The sequence below is a fragment of the Corallococcus sp. AS-1-6 genome, assembly GCF_020037015.1.
Lineage (GTDB): Bacteria > Myxococcota > Myxococcia > Myxococcales > Myxococcaceae > Corallococcus.
Genome location: NZ_JAIQDE010000073.1, coordinates 1 through 4,358 on the forward strand (window position 1 = coordinate 1; position 4,358 = coordinate 4,358).

Consider the following 4,358-nt stretch of genomic DNA (forward strand, 5'->3'; position numbering starts at 1 on the left):
CTGGAGGCGCTGCCCACGGCTGCCCAACGGGAAGCTGGACCGGTTGTCCCTGCCCGCGCCGACCTGACGAGCAGCCGGGAGGAGCACGTCGCGCCGCGCAGCGCGCTCGAGCAGAAGCTGGCGGCACTCTTCAGCGACGTCCTCGGACTTGAGCACGTCGGCATCCACGACAACTTCTTCAACCTCGGCGGGCACTCCCTGCTGGCGTCGCGGTTGGTCTCCCTGATTGGCAAGGAACTCGGCGCCGGGATCTCGATCGCGGCCCTGTTTCAACGGCCCACGATTGGAGAACTCTGTGAGCTGATGGGAGGCCTGGACGGTCAGGCCTCGTGGGAACTCGCCCCCGCGCCGTCAGGGAGCACCGATGCGGTGCTTTCGTTCGCGCAGGAGCGCATGTGGTTCCTGCACAACTTCGTCAAAGGAGTGCCCTACAACACGCCGGGCCTCGATCACCTGACCGGCGAACTCGATGTCACGGCGCTGGAAAAGGCCATCCGCGCGGTCATCCGTCGCCACGAGCCCCTGCGAACGAACTTCGTCGAGAAGGAGGGAGTGCTGTCCCAGGTCGTAGGGACGGAAGAGCGCTTCATCCTCCCCGTGACGCCCATCCGCGACGAGAGCGAGCTCGCGCCACGGATGGAGGCCGTGATCCGGACGCCGGTCGACCTGGGGCGGGAGTTGATGCTCCGGGCTCACCTCTTCCGGATCAGCCCGCGGAATCACTACCTGTTCATCACCATCCATCACATCGCCTTCGATGGTTGGTCAACGTCGGTCTTCTACCGGGAGCTGGCTGCGTACTACGCCGCGTTCCTCCGGGGCGAAGCCAGCCCGCTGCCCCCCCTGGAGATCTCCTACCGGGACTACGCCCGCTGGGAGCGGGCCCATTTCCAGGACGCGGTGCTGGCGGAGAAGCTGCGGTACTGGCGGCAGCGGCTGTCGGGCGCCACGCCGCTCGTTCTTCCGACCACCTACGCCCGGCCGCCCATCCAGGGCTTCTCTGGCGCGGTGGTGAACTTCGCGTTCAATCGCGCCATCACCGAGCGATTGAAGCCGCTGCTCGTCGAGTCTGGTGCCACGCTCTACATGGCGCTGCTCGGCGCCTTCGCCGTGGTGCTGAACCGCTACTCCGGCCAGGACGACATCTGCGTCGGCTCCCCCGTGGCGAATCGTGGGCGCATCCAGACGGAAGGGCTCATCGGCCTGTTCGTCAACACGCTGGTGATGCGGGTGGACGTCGCCGGCAATCCCTGCTTCATCGACCTGCTCGCGCGCATCCAGCGCACGGCCATCGAGGCGTACGCGAATCAGGACGTGCCCTTCGAGAAGATCGTCGACGACCTTCAGGTCGCGAGAGACACGGCCCGCTCTCCGCTCGTGCAGGTCATCCTCAACTTCCACAACACGCCCCCCTCCGAGCTGGCGCTGCCGGGAGTGACCCACACGCCGATGCCGGCGCACAACGGCACCGCGAAGTTCGAGCTCACCATCGACGTCGCGGAGACGAGCTCCGGCCTGACGGGGGCCGTGGAGTACGCGACGGGCCTGTTCAGCGAGGACTTCATCCGGCGGATGCTCGGGCACCTTGAAGTGGTGCTGGGCGCGGTCGGCCGGGATCCGAGGGCACCCATCGATGAGCTGCCGCTGCTCACCCAACAGGAGCAACTGGACCTCCTGTCGAGGAGCGGCCACATGGTCCTCGAGGCAGACCCCGTCGAGCTCATCCCGCACACGTTCGAGCGCCGCGTCCAGGAGAGCCCGGAGGCGATTGCCCTGGTCCGTGGCGAAGAGCGCATGACCTATTCCGCGCTCGACCGCCGGGCCAACAGGATTGCCCGCCGCCTGCGCGCCGCGGGAGTCGGGCCGAACACCCTCGTGGGACTTTGCGCGGAGCGCTCCGTCGAGTGGGTCTGCGGTGTCCTCGGCGTCATGAAGGCGGGCGGTGCGTATGTGCCCATCGACCCCGCCGCCTCCCCGGAGTCGATCTACGACGTCCTGTACGAGTCGAAGGTCCGCCACCTGCTGACGGAGTCGCGCCTCGTCCCGGAACTGCCGGTCGATGACCAGGAGCTCCTGCTGCTGGAGCCCCCGGCGGAAGGTGGCGGGGACGATGCCGTTGCCGGCCAGGAGGCGGCGCCTGCCCTGGGCGGTGTCGGCCTGACGTCCGAGTCCCTCGCGTACGTCAACTTCACCTCCGACTCTGGTGGAGTATCGAAGGGCGTCGCCGTCCGGCATGGCGTATTGGCCCGCCGGATGGCCGGGGACCCCGTGTGGAACCCGGCCCTCTCCACCGCGCGCTTCCTGCTGAAGTCGCCGCTGACGTCCGAGCTGGCGGCCACGGAGCTCTTCCAGTGGCTCGTCAGTGGCGGCAGCCTCGGCATTCTCGACTCCGGGGCGGACCGCGACGCCTCGGTCCTCCTGGCGCAGGTGGGCAGGGACTCGATTGGCGTCCTCTACTGCGTGCCCTCCGAGCTCTCGGCGCTGGTGAGCCTCCTGGAGCGTGAGCGCGACCGGGTCCGTGAGCTGAGCACCCTCCGGTGCATCTTCTGTGGCGGAGACACCCTCGCGGTCACCCTCGTCGAGCGTTTCGGGGCGCTGGTGCGCGCCGCTCATCTCCCGCTGCGGCTGTTCAACGTCTACGGCACGAAGGAGACGGGAGTCGGCGCGGGCTTCTTCGAATGCACGCTGGCCGCGAACGGCTCTGGCACTGAGACGGGACGGCTCTCGTATGAGCGGCTGCCCATCGGAGAGCCTGCTCAGGACGTGCGGCTCTACGTGATGCAGCCCAACGGTGGGTTGGCCCCAGTGGGCATCCCGGGGGAGCTGTACGTCGGCGGCGCGCGACTCGCGGACGCCCGTGACGGTGACGAGCCGACGGCTGCCCACCCCCGCTTCGTTCCGAGCCCTTTCCGGAGTGGAGCGGAGCCGGAGTGGCTGCTCCGGACGGGGGACCTCGTTCGCTGGCTGTCTCAAGGTCCCCTGGAGCTGATCAGCGCCGCTCGGGAGCGCGATGGAGGAGGGGACCGGCGCATCGACTGCCATTTCATCGAGGCGCGCCTGCGCCGTGTGGACATCGTCCGCGATGCAGTGGTTGCCGCGGTTCCGGATCGCCAGTCCAAGGCCCGGCTCGTGGCCTACGTCGTCCTGGACGAGTCGCACGTGGAGGATGTCGAGTCACGCGAAGGGCAGGGGGCGTTGAAGGCTCGGATCAACGCCGGGCTCGGGGGCACGTTGCCGGAGTACATGCTTCCGGCGACCTACGTGTTCATGGACGACCTGCCGTTGACGTCGTCCGGGCGACTCGACCGGAAGGCCTTGCCCGAGCCGGAGGATGACCGAGACATCGGCGGAGCGGCCGCCTATGTGGCCCCGCGTGGGCCCACGGAGATGGCACTGGCGCGCATCTGGCAACAGGTGCTGAGGCGGCCCCAGGTCGGACTGCGAGACAACTTCTTCGAGCTGGGTGGTCACTCTGTGATGGCCATCCAACTGGTGTCCGCGATCCGGAAGCAGATGGAGGTCGAAGTTCCCATCACCCTGATCTTCGAATCGCCGGTGCTGGAGGCAATGGCGCTCCGGATCGAAGTGCTGCGGTATCAGGGACACCGCGGCCATGTGCCAGCCATCGAGCGGGTGGAGAGGACAGGCCCCCTCCCGCTGTCCTTCGTGCAGGAGCGCGTGTGGTTCGTGCACGAGCACATGGAGGACCAGAGGACCAGCTACAACATCACCTGGACGTTGCGCCTCACCGGCAAGGGCTTCTCGCGGGAAGCACTGCGGACGGCGTTCAACGGACTCATCGCCCGGCACGAGACGCTGCGCACGGGGTTCCGGGGGACGGAGAGCGCCGGGGAGGCCGTGCAGGTCGTCGGTGAGCCCTGGGAGGTGGAGCTCCCGCTGAGGGAGGTGCGCGAGTCGGAGGTGACGGCCACCGTCAACGCGCTGTCGCGGCACGTGTTTGACTTGAGCACCGGGAGGCTGCTGACGGCGGAGGTGCTGCGGGTGGCGGAGGACGAGCACCTGCTCGTCAGCAACATCCACCACATCATCACGGACGGCTGGTCCTTCGGGGTGATGCTCCAGGAGCTTCGAGCGCTGTACGCGGCCGCGGTGCGAGGAGAAGGCGCGGGGCTGGCGCCGTTGCCGGTGCAGTACGGCGACTATGCGGTGTGGCAGCGGAGGCAGGACCTGAGCGAGCACCTCGCCTATTGGACGAGGAGGCTGGAGGGGTACGAGGACGGACTGGAGCTGCCGTACGACCATCCACGGGGCTCGAATCGGGCGTGGCGCGCGGCGACGTTGCACTACCGCTACCCGGACGCGCTGGCGAGGAGGGTGGCGGGGCTGGGCCGGGAGCA

1 protein-coding gene is annotated in these 4,358 nt (G+C 68.3%); it reads left to right on the forward strand.

The window, feature by feature from the left end:
* Positions 1-4,358 (forward strand): condensation domain-containing protein (locus K8612_RS38645; RefSeq protein ID WP_223765912.1); only part of this gene is annotated, 4,358 nt, incomplete at both ends.